At 50.0% G+C, this 17,027-nt stretch carries 16 protein-coding genes and 1 pseudogene; 2 read left to right on the top strand and 15 right to left on the bottom strand.

Annotated features, from left to right (window positions below):
• Positions 1-339: 339 nt before the first annotated feature.
• From JYE50_RS02010 to JYE50_RS01975, 8 genes are all read right to left on the bottom strand, one after another.
• Positions 340-957 (bottom strand): hypothetical protein, encoded by a 618-nt coding sequence (locus tag JYE50_RS02010; RefSeq protein ID WP_084093991.1) that lies wholly within the window; start codon positions 955-957, stop codon positions 340-342.
• Between the two features lie 1,074 nt (positions 958-2,031).
• Positions 2,032-3,378, bottom strand: coding sequence for a peptidoglycan-binding protein (locus tag JYE50_RS02005; protein WP_179138151.1), 1,347 nt, complete (start codon positions 3,376-3,378; stop codon positions 2,032-2,034).
• A 167-nt stretch (positions 3,379-3,545) separates the two neighbouring features.
• A complete protein-coding gene (locus JYE50_RS02000) occupies positions 3,546-3,845 on the bottom strand; it encodes a hypothetical protein (protein WP_143329676.1) in 300 nt (99 codons plus the stop codon).
• Positions 3,846-4,165: 320 nt separating this feature from the next.
• Positions 4,166-4,477, bottom strand: coding sequence for a hypothetical protein (locus JYE50_RS01995; RefSeq protein ID WP_084093989.1), 312 nt, complete (start codon positions 4,475-4,477; stop codon positions 4,166-4,168).
• Positions 4,461-5,228: a rhomboid family intramembrane serine protease gene (locus JYE50_RS01990; protein ID WP_179138150.1), complete on the bottom strand. Its 768-nt coding sequence runs from the start codon at positions 5,226-5,228 to the stop codon at positions 4,461-4,463. Before JYE50_RS01990 ends, JYE50_RS01995 begins: the two co-directional genes overlap by 17 nt.
• An 88-nt stretch (positions 5,229-5,316) precedes the next feature.
• Entirely contained in the window at positions 5,317-7,101 is a 1,785-nt protein-coding gene (locus JYE50_RS01985) for a DNA/RNA helicase domain-containing protein (protein WP_084093986.1), read from the bottom strand.
• On the bottom strand, positions 7,088-7,411 hold the full coding sequence (locus JYE50_RS01980) for a nucleotide pyrophosphohydrolase (protein ID WP_084093984.1): 324 nt from the start codon (positions 7,409-7,411) through the stop codon (positions 7,088-7,090). Before JYE50_RS01980 ends, JYE50_RS01985 begins: the two co-directional genes overlap by 14 nt.
• Positions 7,412-7,433: 22 nt before the next feature.
• Entirely contained in the window at positions 7,434-8,354 is a 921-nt protein-coding gene (locus tag JYE50_RS01975) for a 5'-nucleotidase (RefSeq protein WP_084093982.1), read from the bottom strand.
• Positions 8,355-8,623: 269 nt separating this feature from the next.
• On the opposite strand from JYE50_RS01975, the gene JYE50_RS01970 reads away from it, so the two are divergent.
• Positions 8,624-9,271: an HAD family hydrolase gene (locus tag JYE50_RS01970; RefSeq protein WP_084093979.1), complete on the top strand. Its 648-nt coding sequence runs from the start codon at positions 8,624-8,626 to the stop codon at positions 9,269-9,271.
• Positions 9,272-9,357: 86 nt separating this feature from the next.
• Here the strand turns inward: JYE50_RS01970 and JYE50_RS01965 are convergent, their stop codons facing one another.
• The 3 genes from JYE50_RS01965 to JYE50_RS01955 form a co-directional block, all read right to left on the bottom strand.
• Complete coding sequence (locus JYE50_RS01965; protein ID WP_084093977.1) at positions 9,358-9,693, bottom strand: hypothetical protein; 336 nt, start codon at positions 9,691-9,693, stop codon at positions 9,358-9,360.
• A gap of 4 nt (positions 9,694-9,697) precedes the next feature.
• Positions 9,698-10,369: an orotate phosphoribosyltransferase gene (gene pyrE, locus JYE50_RS01960; protein ID WP_084093975.1), complete on the bottom strand. Its 672-nt coding sequence runs from the start codon at positions 10,367-10,369 to the stop codon at positions 9,698-9,700.
• 116 nt (positions 10,370-10,485) lie between these two features.
• Positions 10,486-12,174 (bottom strand): M3 family oligoendopeptidase, encoded by a 1,689-nt coding sequence (locus tag JYE50_RS01955; protein WP_084093973.1) that lies wholly within the window; start codon positions 12,172-12,174, stop codon positions 10,486-10,488.
• A 228-nt stretch (positions 12,175-12,402) separates the two neighbouring features.
• Here JYE50_RS01955 and JYE50_RS01950 point away from each other — a divergent pair, with 228 nt between their 5' ends.
• Positions 12,403-14,016 (top strand): sigma-70 family RNA polymerase sigma factor, encoded by a 1,614-nt coding sequence (locus tag JYE50_RS01950; RefSeq protein ID WP_179138149.1) that lies wholly within the window; start codon positions 12,403-12,405, stop codon positions 14,014-14,016.
• 53 nt (positions 14,017-14,069) lie between these two features.
• Here JYE50_RS01950 and JYE50_RS01945 read toward each other — a convergent pair whose 3' ends face one another.
• The 4 genes and pseudogenes from JYE50_RS01945 to JYE50_RS01930 all read right to left on the bottom strand — a co-directional run bounded on the left by JYE50_RS01945 (position 14,070) and on the right by JYE50_RS01930 (position 16,913).
• Entirely contained in the window at positions 14,070-14,579 is a 510-nt protein-coding gene (locus JYE50_RS01945) for a hypothetical protein (RefSeq protein WP_084093969.1), read from the bottom strand.
• Between the two features lie 67 nt (positions 14,580-14,646).
• Entirely contained in the window at positions 14,647-14,877 is a 231-nt protein-coding gene (locus tag JYE50_RS01940) for a PF20097 family protein (protein ID WP_084093968.1), read from the bottom strand.
• An 81-nt stretch (positions 14,878-14,958) separates the two neighbouring features.
• Positions 14,959-15,108: a DUF4177 domain-containing protein gene (locus JYE50_RS01935; protein WP_179138148.1), complete on the bottom strand. Its 150-nt coding sequence runs from the start codon at positions 15,106-15,108 to the stop codon at positions 14,959-14,961.
• 631 nt (positions 15,109-15,739) lie between these two features.
• Positions 15,740-16,913: pseudogene (locus JYE50_RS01930) on the bottom strand (IS110 family RNA-guided transposase).
• Positions 16,914-17,027 lie beyond the last annotated feature (114 nt).

The raw sequence follows: 17,027 nt of genomic DNA, 5'->3' as shown, positions 1-17,027 counted from the left end.
GGCACACACTTCGGTGTCATTCTGAACGCAGTGAAGAATCTCCCACGGTTTCAGAATGTTTCTATAAACATGGGAACCAATCATCTCCGCTCTTGATGTCATCTCGACCAAGCGTAGCGCGCGGAGAGATCTCCCCCGCCGAAGCGGACATTTATTCAAAGGATGGCCTAGCCATCCACCATTATTCAGTTATTGAGCAGTTGTCCAAATCTATGATTTGGGTAACGACTGCCATGCTACAGCTGTCAAAATGCCAATGGCATTTTGGTAACAGCGATCGCAAAGTTTTAAGTCTTCAGTTTTCAGTAAGAGAGTCATCCTTTCGGATGACTCTCTATATCATACATTCTGCACCAACATAATTCCTACGCATATTGCCAGTGTGCCAAGAAGCATCGCACAAAACGCGATCTTCCATTTCCCGTTTCGATTAAACCCGTAAAAGTCGTCCCACCGTTTTTCTTCCGGCGCGTACAGGATCTTATACAGATACAGCGGCCCGTACAGCACCACCGGCAGCACGCCCAGCAGGCACTGCGGGAATGTCATTCCCCGCCTCTCAAACACGCAGAAGGATACCAGCGCCATCAGCGGCGTCAGCAGGTGCATAAAGATGTCCGACCCGGTCAGCAGGATCTCCACCCAGTTCTTCCCTATGCTGGCAATACTCGGTGCCAGGAAAAAGAACACCGTCAGCATGGTCACAGTCACAGCCACCGTCCCGATATACTTCAGCAGCCATACCCATTCCGGCACATTTCCCGCCAGGGTAAACACCGCCATCAGCAAAGCGGATATGGCACACAGGACGTTGCTCTGGGTGGTGTAGAACCGGAACACAAACCGCGCCTGTTCCGGTGCCCATTTCCCTTCCTTCCGGAAAAACCGGAATATCAGCACCACCGTGATCACAAATATCAGGAGATTGATAATAATATCAACTGTCGTATTATTCATACTTTTTGCCCCTTTCATGCAGATTATACCACAAAGAACGTGACTGCGGGACAGACGTATTGTCACGCGCAGTGTGACATTAAGTCTGTCCCTCTGTCACGTTCTTTCTACCTAAGGCGCATTTAATCAAAGAAACAGCACCCTCAGGTGCTGTTTCTTCCTCCATTATGAATTATGAATTATGTATTCTTAATTGTAGTTGACAAAGGGACGGGGTTAATGTCATGCGAAGTTTGACATTTACCCCGTCCCTCTGTCAACTACAGAATGTTTATTTCATCGCAGCGTAGGGTTTGGACGGATCGATGGGTTCATAAGTCGTATAATAGTAACCGCAGGAAGTACAGGCATGCTTGATCTGCTTAAGATTCAAACCGGGCATCCTGTCTATTACTGTATGCTTGAGTGTATGCGGTGCGTCTACATGTCGGGAAGTATGTGTGATTGCCTTGCAGTTTTCTTCTAAACAAACGATCGTTGTTGTTTCATGTGATGTATGATTTCGTGACGTCCAAGTATGGGGAGATGCCGTTTTGGTACTCGTCATGACGTGCTTACTGCCGCATTTTTGGCATTGATGGGTAACTGCTCCCAATGAAAGCAGCGGAAGAGCTACGCAGATAACCAGCAGGCAAATGGCTACAAATCTTTTCATGGTATTAGGTTTCCTCCTTTTGTGTGGTTTGTTGTTGACTGCATATTAGCACATTCATTTCCTTTTGTACGTATTTTTTGCGATTGTTTACAGCGATTTTGCAATTGTTACGAAATGGTTTACCTTACGTTCCTTTGCATGCACACCTATATTGCCATTCCGTCCGCAGGCACACACCCCATTGTCATCCCAACGCGCAGCGGAGAGATCTGATCAATTCAAAACAGCACCCTCGGGTGCTATTTCCTCTATGTCTATCCGTATCCCAATGACATCCTTCGCCTTGCGAAGGATCCCGTCGCGACAGCGACAGTAAATCACACGTTTTCGGTAGAAAACATTTCACATTGAACCGCTCGCGGTTCAATATTTCACATCCGACCATAGGTCGGATATTTCACATTGCCGCAGGCAATATTTCATTGACTGATCTCAGCCGTTTTTTGCATTCCATATGCAAATAACCGTCTGAGATCGGTCCATGCCATATTCCTTCCCCGTCCTCCCATCACCGCGGCAATGAGCGTCACCCCGTTCTCCTGGTACGCGCCTACATAGCAGAATCCCGCCGTGGAGGTGTATCCGCTCTTCACGCCGGCCGCGTGGGGAATATAGTATTCGGAGTTCGGATCAAAGATCTCCCACTTCAGGGAGATCAGCGGATTCTTCCGTTCCGCCGTCACAGGCAGCGTGTAATACAGGCAGGTCACAATCTCCCGGAACAGCGGCTGTGTCAGCCCATACCGTGCCGCCGTCACCAGGTCCCTGGCGCTGGTATAGTGTCCTTCCGCCGTATAACCATGCGGATTCACAAAGTGGGAATTCGTCATTCCCAGGTTTTCCGCCATTTTATTCATTTCTTCCGCAAATGCGTCCACGCTGCCGGAACACAGTACCGCAATGGAGTTCGCCGCGTCATTTCCGGACCGGATCATCATCCCGTAGAGCAGGTCCTTCATAGTCATCTTTTCCCCGGGAGTCACCGGTACCTTGGTGCTATCTGCCGGAATGTCCAGTGCCTCCGCGGGGATTGTGATAACCTTGTCCGGATCGCACAGGGAAAGTGCCGTGATCAGCGTCATGATCTTCGTGGTGCTGGCCGGTTCCGCCTGGGCATCCGCGTCCTTTTCCAGCAGGGTTTCCCCTGTCACCGCGTTGATGAGGCAGGCGTGCCTTGCGTACAGGTAATTCCCGTTCAGCTTTTCCGGATGGCTGTCATCAAAACAGATTGGCGCTTCAAAGTGATATTTCGTCAGGTCTCCCGTCAGCAGGTCATATTCATCCGGCGTCAGTTTTCCGTCAGCCTTCACCTTTTCCGGTTCCTGCTTTGCAACGGCTTCCTCAAAAGCCTTTACCGCGCTTTCCGTGTTTGCGCCGTACCTCCCGTCCGCGCTGTCATACAGAAGGTTCAGGCCGATCAGCTGCTGCTGGGCTGTCTTCACCCGGCTTCCCCAGCTTCCTGTCCGCAAGGTCTTCAGCAGGTCTGCATTGTTTTCTTCCATGATAAGGGAAACAGTGTCCGGATCCGGAATTCCGGTGGGCTGGACTTTGAATCCGTTTTCCTTCAGTTCTGTCTGCACCAGCATGATCGCCGCGGAAGTCTTCTTCCCGATGATCCCGTCCGCGGTCCCGATCTCGTATCCCAGGGAGATCAACCGCTCCTGTAGGGTCTTCATGTCCGTCTCTTCAGCAAAAACAGGCAGGGCAAAGGAAAGCAGGCACACAGCCAGCACAATGCACATCATCCTCCGAATCCGCACGCTCATGTCCCCGCCTCCTGTCCTGCCTTCCGCGAAAGATCTCGTATGCTTATAAAACGAAGGATACATGCTTTTTGTTTCAACCATACGGACGTTCAAAGCAAAAAGAAGGACCGCTTCTTTTGATCCTTCTCGATCAAGAGAAACAGTCCTTTTGTATTATAAATACGCTTTTAGCAAATGTAGTAATTTTCTGGTTCAGAGGAGTATCTAAGAAATCTGGTATGTTCATGTTTATGAACCGTATTGGAACAAACGAAATAAGTAGTTTCAACCTCATAGACAGCATACATAGGAATAGGTATAATCCCAATAAACACAAATACAGATTTACTTTCAACACGAGTTGTAGACCATGTTCTTTCTAGCGCACCGCTGCAATCAGGGCACATCTCTACCGGACCAGCAAATGCAGGAACCATCAGGGTAACCAAGAGAATTGATACAAGTAACAGTGCTACAACCTTTTTCATAGTACAGGACCTCCTTTTATTGATTTGTTGTTTATTGCATATTAGCACACAATTTCACTTTGTACGTATATGTTTGCGATATTTTACATCATGTTTGCAAATATTACGAAATCGTTTATCTGACGATTCATAGCAACCACAAACCCCAAATGTCATCTCGACCGGAACGTAGTGTAGCGGAGAGATCTAATCAATTCAGAAAAAAGCAGCGCCTTCAAGCGCTGCTTTTATCCACCATTATTCATTTCCTTGTAAAGTGTCATCCTGAGCAAGACGAGCATAGCGAGCGCAGTCGAAGGATCTCCCCCCCCCGCAGCGGATTATTCTTCCAAAAACCGAACCGCCTTTCCTGTCCTTTGTGCATAGCTGATCTCCGACTTCGTGCTTTCCCCGATATACCCGCCCACGTTGATCACATAGATCTCGTCAGCCATGTCGATCTTCCGCTTATGCATATCGTCCAGCATTGCCTTGGTTCCCTCTGTCCAGACTTCATCGTCTCCGGAATGACCGAACATCCCTACGCTGATGACGATATTCCCTTCCAGTGTCAGCCGCTTCTGGGCTTCCATAAAGGCATCCTTGAATTTGGTGCTTCCGCACAGGGTGATTACTTTATACTTGCCGACCATGGTTCGCTCCTGTTGTATAGTTTTCTATCTGTTCCATGTGTTTTTCCACTTTCTTTTCCTGCTTCTCCTGCTTGAAGAGCAGCAGTGCGGCGATTACACCGGCGATGGCTCCGCCGAAGTGACCCTGCCAGCTGATCCCTGCCGAGAAGGTGGACAGCACATTACCGATCACAGCCACAAAGGCATACAGCATATACAGGAACTTTTTCCGGGTGATCAGGTTGTATACTAGGTTCGCTGCCATCAGGCCCCAGATGGCACCGCTGGCACCGGCATGGAGGCCGCTGCCGCCGATAAAGTTGATCAGCAGGGCGGATCCCAGCATGGAAGCAATATAGATCAGCAGGTATTTCCATTTGCCGATCCGGTTCTCAAATACAAAGCCGAAGATCGCCAGGCCGTACATATTGCTGAAGAAATGCGAAAGGTCAAAATGCAGGAAGCTGCTCAGGAACAGCCGCTGGAGCTCTCCTCTCTGGAGGGCTCCCTGGATCATACCGAAATGCCGGAGAACGTCATACTGTCCTCCAGCCAGTTTATAGATACCTGCTACCGCATTCAGGACGATCAGGATAAGTGTGACCCACGGGATCGCGATCTTGAATCCGCCGATCCGGATGGCTCTTTCCTTTTCCCTGGGTTTCCGGTTAAACAGATAACCGGTATTCTCTCCGCAGTAGGAGCAGATCTTGGTTCCCTTTTTCAGCGGCATACCGCACTTCTTGCAGTTGATGATGATTGAGTTGGGCATGGCAGTGGCTCCTATCATACTTATTGCGACATCTAAAGCATACCATATAATAAGGGCCAGCGGTGTAAACTATTTGTAAAATATAACTTTACTCCGTAAAGTACGGTCTCAGGTATTCCCGCAAATCGGGATCACAGACATAAACAAACGCTCCGCGAATTCCTCTAGTCAGAAGTGTGGCATAGATATTCAGGATGTATGCGCGTAATGCTTCATAGTCATTACCAACTGCTTTTCCGAGGCTGTCTTTATACTTGCTTTTATCAACTTCAATTCTCTTTTTTGTTTTATCGTAATAGATTTCCGGTCCGAAGATTACACCAACATAATTCAGGTCATATCCCTGTACAGTATGAATGCAACCTATTTCGTATGGAAGCCGGTCGGAGTTGATCCAGTCCGTATAAGTTCGGTTCCATATATATCCTTTGCCAATATCGATATCCCGTTTAGCTGTATTCTTCGGTTCTTTTTTTGTAATCCATTCCCATGCATACCCAGCCACAGCACAGCATAGATCATACCGTTTGTTCAGTCGGTTGATCTCATTCATCATCTCATCGACATCATCATAGAAACTAAGAGTATAGTCTTTGAAGTTTCCATGCGGTGCTGTCCAAATTGTACCGCTTTCTTTAAGAACAGCGGATTCCGTTATCGATCTATCAATATCTGTCAGGAATCCTTCATACTCAAGAACCTCATGGATATACTTGATATAATCATCCCCGCCCAGGCAGCGCAATTGGGATGTCAGTTGCAGATTTTGCTTATTCTCTTGTGCGTCCAGAATCTTTCGGAATACACCCTTTGGAATATCTGATGGCCTGACTGATTGTGCTGAATCATAGAAAAGGATTTGCATTTTACTGGAGCGGATAATCCAGTCCAATTCTGTCGCGTCCTTTTGCAAACCAAGGTCTTTATTGACCTTGTCATATGCCGGATACTGGCTGAGAGCCACTCTTCTGCGCAATCTGTGTGCTTCATCACAAACTAGAAGATCAAAGGGAGCATCCGTCGCAGCAATAGCGGCTTCCGTTGGTGTCATAATCATGCTTTCTGGGATACCACGCATTGTACGGAAAACCTTCTTCAGTGTTTTACGTAAAGACTGCTGCGGAACTATAAATCCGATCTTCAGATCCCGTTGTTTCATAATAGCATGAAGCTTATCGATATTTACTTCGGAATCTTCCTCGTCTTTGTCTTCATATGTATCGTTTTTCAGATCATACAGAAGCTTAAGCAGGAATACAGCCAGAATCGTTTTCCCTGTTCCGGCTCCACCCTTTACAATAACCGTCTTCTCCTCGTTTTTACATATACAAAGCATCAGGTGCTCAAGTATTTCTTTCAGCACTCTTTCCTGATCTTTTGTCAGAGATTTGTATGGTGAGTATTTGTACAGGTCTGAATTTTCAATATCTGCAATCCCGCTGTCTACTATTCCTTTTTCTTTCAGGCATTCCCAAATCTTTTCAAACTCTTTTTCATATCCCTGCCGGTCATAGTAATCAAAATTAGACAGGCCCGTATTCCCGTTCTGCAGTTTATACCTGCCATCAGCAGAAATATACTTGATCAGGAAGGATTCCAGGTCAAGAATGACGGATTTATTGAAAGTGTCATCCGTCATGATATGGATTGTCTTCAGACGTTTACGTTCTTCTACCTGCCAATGCTGAGCCGCCCGTTTGCCCGCGTTTAGCGTTTCACCAATATATGCTTCTTTGGAATCGTCATTATGGATCATGTACACAACAGGCCAATTGGTACCGTATTCCTTATCTCCGCTTTTCCATTGTTCAATCCTGGACTGACTTGTTGCGTCAAAGGGAAAATCACAGATCTTAACATCAAAGTTGATCATACTTCGTACTTCTCCCCTTGCTCTTGTCTACAGGATACTTCTCAGCGTTTTTCTGCATTTTCTTACGGACAATCTCAACAGGATCCAGGCCTAACTTTGCCGCCATCTGCAGGCAGTAATTCAGCACATCCGCCAGTTCTTCTTCCACAGCTTTAGGCTTTGCTTCACTGCTCCATTGATAGCATTCGAGCAGTTCTCCCGCTTCAATGGCAATGGATTTCGCAAGGTTTTCCGGACTGTGAAACTGATCCCAGTCGCGTTCCCTTGTGAATTCGTTAATTTGGTTCATCAGTTCCTGAAGCTCGCTCATGTTGAGATTCTCCCTGTGTATTTTATTCTAATGGATTATCTCCTTCACGGTATGGAACAACTGCAGATGCTACAACCTCTGCAGCAGGATCTGTGTGTGCGTGTTGATCATCAAAGAAAATATGTGCTCCAAATTTATCCAAGATTTCCTTCTTTGAAACACCGCCCAGAAAAAAGGCTTCATCGATTCGAACGTTCCATGCTCGTAGTGTTTTTATAGCACGTTCATGAGCGGGAGCATTCCTTGAAGTGACCAGTGCCGTACGAATAAGAGCATCCTCACGATCGGGGAACATAGACTGTATATTTGACAATGCTGTTAGAAAATTAGCAAATGGGCCTTTTGAAAGAGGCTCGTTTGCATGACTACGTTCATGCTCCTTAAATGCTTCTATTCCGGCATGTTGATATATTCTTTCGGCTTCTGCTCCAAACAAAACAGCATCGCCATCGAACGCAATTCGTATCTGATCCACTTTGTTTTTCTTTTCTGGATGAGCAGAATTGGTCAACAGTAAACCAGCCGCCACATCATTGTTAATTGCGTCTTGAACGTCTTCGATATTGGCAGACAGAAACAGATCCGTATAAAATGATTGCAAGTACGGTGCTGCAGACGCTCCTCCAGTTAACGCAGCACGAGTTATATCCAGGCCATATTTCTCAATAGAATTGAAAATGCGCAGGCTTGTATCGGGACTATTTCGAGACATAATAATCACTTCCACAAGCCTACTATCTGGCTTAAGATCGTTTAATCTCAAGAAAGCTTTAACCAGCTCAAATCCCGCTCCAGGTTGCAACACTTTCAGTTCATTATTAATCTGATATTTGATATAAGCCTCCAGCCCCTCTTCTTCAAATATCTTGTTTTCTTCTTCAAGATCAAAAAGTGCCCTCGAGGAAATACCAATTACAAGTGGTTTCGAAAGATCGTATGGCATATTCTCCTCCTCATGTATTATGAGTATTACCACATAATCGATATATAATATATTGATATGCCACTAATATGTGTATTATACCATTTCAACGTATTGTGCTTCAATAAAATGAGAAAAAAACTGAAAGAACCGCATATGGTTGCTTAACATAGTCATTTTGCCTTCTAATGACTATATTGAACTCCCAAATGACTATATTGACTCCCCTGTTGCCACTTTCTGCGTGATATAGTAATATCCTTGGGTATTATGTTCCTTGGGGAGGGTGTATGGATACCAGGATTGTGATCTTTGATTTTGACGGGACGCTGGCAAATACCAGGGCGGCGATTGTGAAGGCAAAGCAGGAAACTTCTTTGATGATGGGCCTGCCTGTTGCATCGGATGAGGCGTATGTTTCCACCATCGGGCTGTCTTCCAAGGCCGGGTTTGCAAAGGTGTATCCTTCCCTTTCGGATGAACAGCTGGATGCCTGCGTGGTCGGGTACCGGAAGTTCTTTGAGGAGATCATCAAAAAGGATCCTCCGGTGCGTTTTCCGGGAGCGGACCAGGTGCTTGCCTGGCTTACGGAGAAAGGAATCGCGCGGACGATTGCCACGGCGCGGAATACCCGGTCTTTGCATGATTTCCTGCGCCTGTGGGACTGGGACAGGTATTTCCCGTATGTGCTCTGCCAGGAGGATACGCCGCTTCTGAAGCCGAATCCGGAACCGGTGCTGAAGACGCTGGAGGATCTTTCCTTTCTGCCTTCGGAAGCACTGGTGGTCGGTGATATGCCGGTGGATATTGAGATGGGCAAACGGGCCGGGGCGAAAACCTGCGGGGTGACTTACGGAAACTCCGGCAGGGCTGCGCTGGAGGCTGCCGGAGCGGATTATATTATTGACAGCATAACAGAACTGCCTGGAATCTTCTGATCCAGGCAGTTCGTTTGTTTGGTTTGTTTTTGTTGCTTTGGGTTGTTTTGTATTTGGTTGTTTCTGGTTGTTTTTGTTGTGTTGTTTTATGGTGTGTATTCGTATTCCAGCAGGGTGAATTCGCCCAGGATCCGGCTGGCTTTCTGGATGGTGCTTTTCATGCCGGTGTGGATTATGTTCTGGACTGTTTCCCAGGCTTCGGGGATGATTAAGGGGAATGATACCATGACTTCGTAGTCTGTTTCGCTTTGGAGTTCGTCTTCGTCCGTGATGATCCATCCGGATGACAGGTATCCGCCCAGGTTGAATTCGGGGCGGTACGGGCATTTATGGTCCATGGGCTTGGCCCAGCGGATCTTTTTATCGGGATCCTTCGGGTCTGTTTTGTCATGGAACCGGATGATCATTCTTGCGGTCAGCATCGTATCACGCTCCGTACTGTTTCCAGTAGTCCAGGATTCTTTCGTAGAGGGCATCGTCGATGTACTTTCTGCCGTTTATCTCGGTGGTGTGGAGATGGTCCACCACTTCTTTGATCGTGACGATGGGATAGACCTTGAGGTCGAATTCCTCTCCCAGTTCCTGCAGGGCGGGTTTGGTTCCCTGGCCCCGTTCCATGCGGTCCACGGCGATGATGATGGCTTCGGGTTTGCCCCTGCCGAGGCCTTTGAGCAGGTCCATAGTCTCCCGGACGGCAGTGCCGGCGGTGATGACATCCTCGATGATCACGATTTTGTCGTTTGCTTCCGGGATTTGGCCCACGAGGGCGCCGCCTTCGCCGTGGTCTTTCTTTTCCTTGCGGTTAAAGCACACAGGGGCTTTGATGCCGTACTGGCTGTAAAGGGCCGCGGCAGTGATGGCGATCAGGGGAATCCCCTTGTAGGCGGGTCCGAAGAGGATCCGGGGTTCCTTCCCGATGTTCTCCACGTAGGTTTGGGCGTACATCCTGCCGACCATGTCCAGCTGGTCGCCGTACGTCAGTTTGCCTGTGTTGATGAAATACGGGGTCTTGCGGCCGCTCTTGGCGGTAAAGTCGCCGAAAAGGACCGCGCCGGATTCGGCAAGGAGTTCGATAAACTGCTTCTTTGCTTCATTCATCTGCCTGTCCTCCCTGAATTGTTTTCGCCCCATTATGCCCTGTTTTGGATGAAAACACAAGATTGCATGAAAAAAGCATACGCGGCCGCGTATGCTTTCGTTTTGTTTTGTTGTTTTTAGTATTTTTGTTTGAGCTCCTCGATCACATGGGCGGTGGCCTTTTCCACGGTGCCGTCCTTGAAGGGGTTCAGGAGGTTGCCGGTCTCCAGGAGCTCAAAATAGCCCTTGGTTCCGCCGGCGCGGCACAGGCGCAGGTAGTCTTCCCAGGCGGCCTTCGGGTCTTCCTTCATACGGCCGTAGTACTGGAAGGCGCAGATCTGGGACAGGGCGTATTCGATATAGTAGAAGGGATAGAGGAAGATGTGCTGCTTCTGCATCCAAAAGCCACCCTCTTCCAGGAATTCGTTTCCGTCATAGTCCCGCCAGGGCATGTATTTCTTCTCGATCTCCCGCCAGACTTTGCGGCGCTCCATGGGGGTCATGCCGGGCTTTTCGTATACTTCATGCTGGAACTCGTCCACGCTCACCAGGTACGGGATCGAGCACAGGGCTTCCAGCAGGTGGGCGGTGCGGTACTCGTCCGCCCTGTCGCCGAAGAACAGGTTCATCCAGGGATAGGCAAAATGTTCCATGGACATGGAGTGGATCTCGTTGATCTCCGAGGTGGAGCCGGTCAGGGCGCTGATCGGGATGCTGCGCATGGCCAGGTAGCCCTGGAAGGCATGGCCGGCTTCATGGGTCAGCACATCCACGTCCGCGGCGGTGCCGTTGAAGTTGGAGAAGATGAAGGGGGCCTTGTAGGAGGCAAAGCGGGTCATGTATCCGCCCAGGTGTTTGCCCGGCCGGGTCTCCAGGTCAAAGAGCTGGTATTCCTTCATGAAATCAAAGAACTCGCCGGTCTCTTTGCTCATTTCCCGGTACATCTTCTGGGCCTTATCCACCAGTTCCTCCGTGGTGCCGATGGGCAGGGCGTTGCCTTCCGGGAATTTCAGCTGTTCATCGTAAAAACGGATCTTGTCGATGCCAAGGTGCTTTTTCTGGCGTTCCCGGATGGCGGCCACAGCGGGCGTCACAACGGTCCGGATCTGCTCCCGGAACCTGGCGGCATCCTCCCGGGTATAGTCAAAGCGGTTGCGGGAGATGTAAGCCATTTCGGTATAGGTTTTGAAGCCCATCTTTTTGGCCTTGGCATCCCGGAGCTCCACCAGTTCCGTATACTGCCTGTCCAGTTCCGGGCTGATCTTTTCATACAGCTTCGCCCAGGCTTCGAAGGCTTCCTTCCGCTCCTGCCGGTCCGTGCTTTCCATGTGCTTGAGCAGGCCGTAGAAGTTGCACTCCTCGCCCCGGAAATCCGTCTTGGCCTGTGCGGCGGTCTTGCTGTATTCCTGGCACAGTTCGCCTTCCCGGATCATTTCCGGGATGATCCGCTCATCCTCGGTCAGCAGGTCGGCATCCAGCATGCGGAAAAGCTGCTTGCCGAACTCCGCCTCAAAGTCCTTTCGGAAGGGGGACGTGGTCAGGGCCTTCTGCCAGGCGACTTCCAGGGGAGTCAGCATGGCCAGCTGTTCCCGCAGCCACTTCAGCTCACCGTCGTAATATTCATCTGTGGTATCCATGGTATTCCGTACATGGGCAATGGAATACAGGGTGGAAGCCTGTATGCTCTTCTCCTGCACCTCAAAATATGCGTCCCGGACTTCCTGGTAGGTTTTCGCCTGCGCGGCCTTTTCCGCCGCGTTTTTCAGGGTTTCCTTCATCCCTTCCACATCCGGCCGCTGATAGGGCATCTCACTGAATTTAATCATGGGTTTCTCCTCCGTGTGTTCTGCTTTCTTTGGGGGATCCTCTACTGTTTTATCCGCTGATCTGTTTTCTGTCAACCCGGCAGGCGCATTCTTCCCTTGAACATCCCCGATAGATAGTGTATTTTTTTATTTGAAAAGATTCCCCAACCTTTTTTCAGTTCCCATGTCTTTATGGGTGAAAGCTTTCAAACACGGCAACGAAACCACAACGGGAAAGGAATGGCCTTTGTGAGGAAAGAGGAAGCAGAGCGCGTCCTGGAAGGGTACCTGAAACCGGTTCTTGGTTTCGCGCTCAGGAGATGCAAAAGCAGCGAGGACGCGGAAGACCTGTCCCAGGAGATCGTCCTGAAGGCCTACCGGGCGCTGCTTGCGCGGGATGACGTGGAGGACGCCGGCAAGTTCATCTGGACAGTGGCGCATAACGCCCTGTGCAATTACTACCGGAGCGTGCCGAAGAACGTCATCGGCATCCCTGTGGAGGAGATGGAGGAGCTCCTGGCCTGTCCGGAAGCGGAAGAGGAAAACGAGGAGGCCGTAAAGCGTCTCCGGCAGGAGATTGCCTATCTCACCGCCCAGCAAAGGCAGATCGTTGTGGCCTACTACTTCGAAAACAAAAAACAGGAGCAGATTGCCCGGGAGCTCGGGATCTCCGCGGGAACGGTCAAATGGCACCTGTTTGAGGCGAAGAAAGAGCTGAAGAAAGGAATGGAGAAAATGAGAGAGGCAAGCAACCTGAAATTCAACCCGATCAAATTCACGGGATACGGCATCAACGGCAGCCCCGGAGACAAATCCCCGGACGATTTCTTCCGCAGCGTCCTGCCGCAGAATATCTGCTACGCGGTGAGGAATGAATGGAAAACTGTGAACGAGATCGCGGATGACCTGGGCGTCTCCCCCGTTTTTGTGGAGGGTGAGGTGCAGTACCTGGAGGAATACGGTTTCCTGGAAAAGCAGAAGAACCGCTACCGGATCAACTTCCTGCTGGAAGAGCGCACCACCGAACTCCTGAAGGCGGAAGACACCGCCTACAAAGCCGCGGCGGCGTTGTACGCGGATGCCCTGTTCACGAAGCTGACGGAAAGCGGCATCCTGGAGAGTCCGGATATTGAAAGCGGATACAAGGCGGACAAAAACTTCCTGATGTGGACCCTGCTGCCGTACGCGGCGGCCAACTCCCGGGTGAAACCGAAGAACACGATCTCTTTCCAGGAAGTGGCCACCATCCGCCCGGACGGCAGCGAGAACATCTTCCACGCTTCTGTGGGCGAGCCCGTAACGCCGGAAGGCTATGTGCAGATGAACAACTGGTGCGGTCCCATGTGGAACGCCACCGAAAAGCACACCCTCTGGCAGATCGGCAGCGACTGGTCCGATTTCTTGAAGCATCATGAGTTCTGGACCTACCAGAGCGACTCTGTCAAGATCATGACGCTGTATGAACGGGCACAGACGGAAGCCCTGTCCCGGGATGAGTACGCCTGGCTGGCGGAGCAGGGCGTCATCCGTGTCGGCGGAACCGCCGAAAAACCTGAGATCACCTGGCAGATCGTTATCCTGAAAACCCCTGCGGTCCGGGAAAAGCTCCTGGACCTGGAAGAGAAAGTCCGGAACACCTGTGCGGACGAACTGGACAAGCTGCGGAAAGCCTACAGCGCCGCGGCCCTGGAAAGTATCCCGCAGAATATGCGCCGGGCGAAGGAGTTCGAGCTGCAGTTCACCTTCTACGCGGACGGCCGTTTCCTGCACCGCTGCCTGTGGGAGCTGCTGGAAAGCGGAAAGCTGAAGCTTCCGGAAGAAGCGCAGAAGCCTTCCATGTCCACCCTGCTACTGGTAAACTGACAGATATAACAACAAGGGGACAGATTACTCTGTCCCCTTGCTTTTTTGTTTGTTTATCCGTGGATCCGGATCTCCGGCAGGATCGCGTCCACATCCACATATCCCACGTCCGGATAATCCCGGTTCAGGTAAAGCGGCACGGTGTCGGATTTCAGCATGCCGGAAACGTCTGTGGGCAGATAGCTGCTGCGGAACACATGCACCACACCATTGTCATCCGTATAGGAGCATTCCAGGCGGCGGTAGATTCCGGAGTTCCGGTTGCTGTAGTCCGTCTTCTGGCCCAGGATCTTCGCGTCCACCTTGTTGCCGTATTCATACGCGTCGCGTAGCAGGCGCCGGTGACGGATGCCCCTGTAAAGCAGGACCAGTCCGACAAGCAGGAAGATCACACCGATTCCGCCCATGACGTAGAGGAAGATCTGCTTACCCATGGGATTATCCCAGTCCCTGTCAGGCGTCAATGTTCCGACAAGAACCCCCAGCACCGTAAAGAGCAGGCCGATCGGCGTGAAAACACATCCGACAATCCCGCTGTCATTCAGGCCGTATTTTTTCTTCATGGTTCTTTCCTCCCTGCTTTTTCATTCCGTTACTGTTTTACCACGGAAACACGTTCTGTCAAGCCGTTCAGCGGGTGACGTCCGTGTCGATGATCATCTTCTTGCACTTACGGCAGAAATGGCTTTCCAGGGTAAACCACATGCTCCATTTATGCTTCAATGCGGTCAGATTGCCGATATTGCAGATCCGGTCCATGACTGTTGAGCCTTTGGTTCCTTCCTTCCAATGAATGCCGGTTCTTGTATCCCCGTTGAGGATGCCCGCCTTCATTTCCTCCCCGCAGTACGGACAGAGCATTGCTTAGGTCTCCTTTCCGCTTGGTTCGCTTGTGGAAAACTGCCGCTCATCACGGCAGTTTTCCTTTATACGGCGCAATCCTTACCGCTGCCGTTCATAGGTAACAATCACACCGAAACCCATCGCCTGATTAGGGCAGACAGCCACAACGCGCCAGCCTTCACTTGCCAGGCGGTTCATCTCAATTTCGGCATTCTTGACTGAATAGGTTTCCACTCTGTACTCAAACATTGTTGCGTACCTCCTTGTTTCTTAGTACGCTGTTATTTTACATATTCTGTCAGAAAAGAAACAGGACAGCCTTGGAAAAATAGCCAGCGCTAAATGCCCAAAAGGGAACGATAGGGACGGTCCTTTTCGTTCCCTTTATCCCCGCCTCCGATGTCATCTCGACCAAGGCCGCAGGCCGCGCGGGGAATGATCCGAGTGGTGACCCAGTGGGTCATTCGCCACAAGCGAAAACGAGGTGGAGTCCTGACGCGCGCGGTGCGCGGGACGGGGATCCCGTCCGCGGTGCGTGTGCGTTTCCTTATCGAAACAAGCAATGCGATGCGCTCCAGGGCGAACCTCTGATGACCGCCAGTGGCGGAAATCTCATCAGAGGTGAGACTAACTATTAAAAGTCAAGCCCCTGAAAGGAGGAAATCGAAGAAAATTTCGTTATCCACCGCCGCTTTTGACAAACAGCATTCAAGTGCTGAAATTGGCCGAGCGAGGGCGATGGAGGGTATAGCAAACAAAGCCACAGCCGCCCTCGCAAAAAGGGAGTGTAGCACTTGAATGCTTCGATTTGTCAAAAGTTCGCTACGCCGGCTGCTTGAGCGTCAGCGAACAAAGAGCTCAGGCTCCGAAGGGTATAGCATCAGGTTGCCGGAGAATATGCCTGGCCGGACCTGACTAGCGCGAAAATCAATCTGACAAGTTTCTTTGCCGCATGAGAAATGGCGACGTAGTAATGCTTTCCCTCAGCTCGCTTCTTTGCCAGGTATGCCGCGAAAGTCGGATCCCAGTTGCAAACGAACCGAGTGGCATTGAACAAGGCAAAGCGTAGATAGTGAGAGCCCCGTTTTTCCATGTGAGGATAAGCGTTATCCAGTTTGCCTGACTGGTATGTGGATGGAGAAAGGCCGGCATAAGCCAGGATCTGGTCAGGTGAACTGAAACGAGAAAAGTCACCGATTTCTGCCAGGATCATGGCTCCCATCCGGTAGCTTATTCCGGGAATTGTGAGGATTGGAGAAGGATCTGCATCCATGATTCGCTTGATTGAACTTTCGATTTCATTGATTTCCTCAGTGAGGACTTCAATCAGGTGAATGGTATGTTTTAACTCCATAGACTTGGCAGACATTACCGATCCAATGGGTTTCTAGCAGCTTCTCGGATCTGAATGGCTTTGTCTCGTTTGTAACGACCTTTGGAGGATTCAGAAACCAGGTGAGTTAACCGAGTAAGATGACAGGATGCAAGTTGGCTTGCTCCCGGGAATTCGGCTAATAATGCATAAACTGTATGCACATGGAGTGTTGGTACAAGCCTATCCAATTCCGGGAACAGGATGCTGACGAGTCGGGCAACAGACGTTTTTAACTTAGCTCGTTCCTGAACCTTGTCGAATCTGTATCTTGTCAGTGACTTCAGTTCTTCATTGTGGTATGATTTGGCCGTGTAGGACGTGAGGACTACATTGACATTATCATCTCTGCAATGGTACGCGCATCAATCGGATCAGTTTTCGTTTTGCGGATGTTGGCTGCCTTACGAAACAGATTGACGTGCAACGGATTTATGACATAGGTGTGGAGACCGTTGTCAAGAAGAAATCCGAGGATGTTGTAGCTGTAATGACCAGTAGCCTCAAGCCCTACTTTTACTTTGCTCAGATCCGGTGCTACAGACTTGAGTCTTTGGAGAAGCAGGTTGAAGCCGGCCTGGTCATTCGGGATGGTGAAAACATTCGCCAGGATTTCTCCATCCGAGTTTACGATGTAGCAGTCGTGCTTGTCTTTGGCGACATCAATTCCAAGGTATACCATGGTCATTCCTCCTTTGGTTAATTGATGCTGCTGGGTCCACAGTACCTCTTGCACTCGTAACCTCGTTCCACATAAACCGTCGAGCGGTATCTAACTGATTAACGAACAAACAAG

This window comes from Aristaeella lactis, from assembly GCF_018118585.1.
Taxonomy (GTDB): domain Bacteria; phylum Bacillota; class Clostridia; order Christensenellales; family Aristaeellaceae; genus Aristaeella; species Aristaeella lactis.
Note: the sequence above shows the minus strand (reverse complement) of the source record. Positions and strands in the feature narration are given on the sequence as shown.